Raw genomic sequence first — 1,531 nt, 5'->3', positions numbered from 1 at the left:
GGGTGGGCCTTGCGGGCGGGCCGGAAGTCCTCCTCGATGCCGAGGTGCACCTCCACACCGTCGCCCCGGAACCAGGCCCCGCCGCGCGCGGCCAGCTCGGGCGGCTTGGGCACCTCGCGCAGCCCGAGCACACCCGTGTAGAACGCGCGCAGCAGCGGCTCGCTGCCCGGCGGCGCGGCCAGCTGGACGTGGTGCAGCGCCATGACCGTCATTTCTGCGCCACCACGAAGATCCGCCGGAAGGGGAAGAGCGTCCCGTAGCTCTTCGCCGGGTACGCCTCGGCGAGCAGCCTGCCCAGGTCCTGCTTGAAACGCCGCTGGTCCTCCGGGCCGAGCCGGTCGAGGATCGGGCGCAGGGCGGTGCCGGAGACCCACTTGAGCACAGGGTCCTCGCCCTGCAGGACGTGCACGTACGTGGTCTCCCAGGCGTCCACCTGGGAGCCGCCCTGGTTGAGCAGGTCGACGTACTCGAGGGTGTCGGCCACGGGATGGATCCGTACGACGTCGCTCAGCTTGTCGGACCACGTGCGCGACGCGCACAGCTCCCGGATCGCCACGTGGCTGGGGGCCTCGAAGTTGCCCGGCACCTGGAAGGCCAGCCAGCCGCCCGGGGCCAGCTCCTCCATCCAGTGCTCCAGCACGGCGTGGTGCTCGGGCACCCACTGCAGGACGGCGTTGGAGATGATCACGTCCACGGGCCTGTCCGGTCGCCAGGTGGTCACGTCGGCGACCGCGAACCTGGCCTTCGCCCCCAGCGCGCGAGCCTTGGTGATCATCGCGGGCGAGGCGTCGAAGCCCTCGATGGTGGCGTCCGGCCAGCGATGGCCCAGCTCGACGGTGAGCTCGCCGCTGCCGCAGCCGGCGTCGACGACATAATCGGGATCGATCGCCCCCACCCTGGAGACCAGCTCGACGAACGGGCGGGAGCGTTCGTCGGCGAAGACCGCGTATGTCACCGGGTCCCAGATATCTCTTGACATGAAGATAATTGATATCGAGAGACATATCTCGATGTCAAGACAGTACACTCTTGTGTCATGACGGAGGACGCTAGAGACGAGGTCGATCGCCTCGTCGCAGCCTGGCGGACGGAGCGCCCCGACCTCGACGTGGAGCCGCTCCAGGTGCTCTCCAGGGTGTCACGGCTGGCCAAGCATCTCGACAGGGCGCGACGGGCGTCGTTCGCCGAGCACGATCTGGAGCCGTGGGAGTTCGACGTCCTCACGGCGCTGCGGCGGGCCGGCACGCCGTACGAGCTGAGCCCGGGGGCGCTGCTGCGCGCCACCCTGGTGACCTCGGGCACGATGACCAACCGCATCGACCGGCTGGCTCAGGCCGGGCTGGTGCGCCGGCGCCCCGATCCGGAGGACCGGCGGGGCGTGCTGGTGTCGCTCACGGAGACGGGGCTGGAGCGGGTGGACGCGGCGTTCGAAGGGCTGCTGCGGAGGGAGCAGGAGCTGCTGTCGAGCCTCGGCCCCGACGACCAGCACACCTTGGCCGCCCTCCTCCGCGCCCTCCTCACCCCCTTCGAC

Annotated in this window: 3 protein-coding genes; 1 reads left to right on the top strand and 2 read right to left on the bottom strand. The window is 70.3% G+C overall.

The window, feature by feature from the left end; translation table 11 throughout:
• Positions 1-212, bottom strand: a 212-nt coding sequence (locus E1286_RS47210; RefSeq protein ID WP_484213933.1) for a VOC family protein, incomplete at its 3' end; no start/stop codon positions are given.
• Positions 209-979: a trans-aconitate 2-methyltransferase gene (locus tag E1286_RS47205; protein ID WP_246075789.1), complete on the bottom strand. Its 771-nt coding sequence runs from the start codon at positions 977-979 to the stop codon at positions 209-211. The genes E1286_RS47205 and E1286_RS47210, both read right to left, overlap by 4 nt.
• A 57-nt stretch (positions 980-1,036) precedes the next feature.
• Here E1286_RS47205 and E1286_RS47200 point away from each other — a divergent pair.
• On the top strand, positions 1,037-1,531 hold a 495-nt coding region (locus E1286_RS47200), incomplete at its 3' end, for a MarR family winged helix-turn-helix transcriptional regulator (RefSeq protein ID WP_132623942.1).

This window comes from Nonomuraea terrae (assembly GCF_004348995.1).
GTDB lineage: Bacteria > Actinomycetota > Actinomycetes > Streptosporangiales > Streptosporangiaceae > Nonomuraea > Nonomuraea terrae.
Note: the sequence above shows the minus strand (reverse complement) of the source record. Positions and strands in the feature narration are given on the sequence as shown.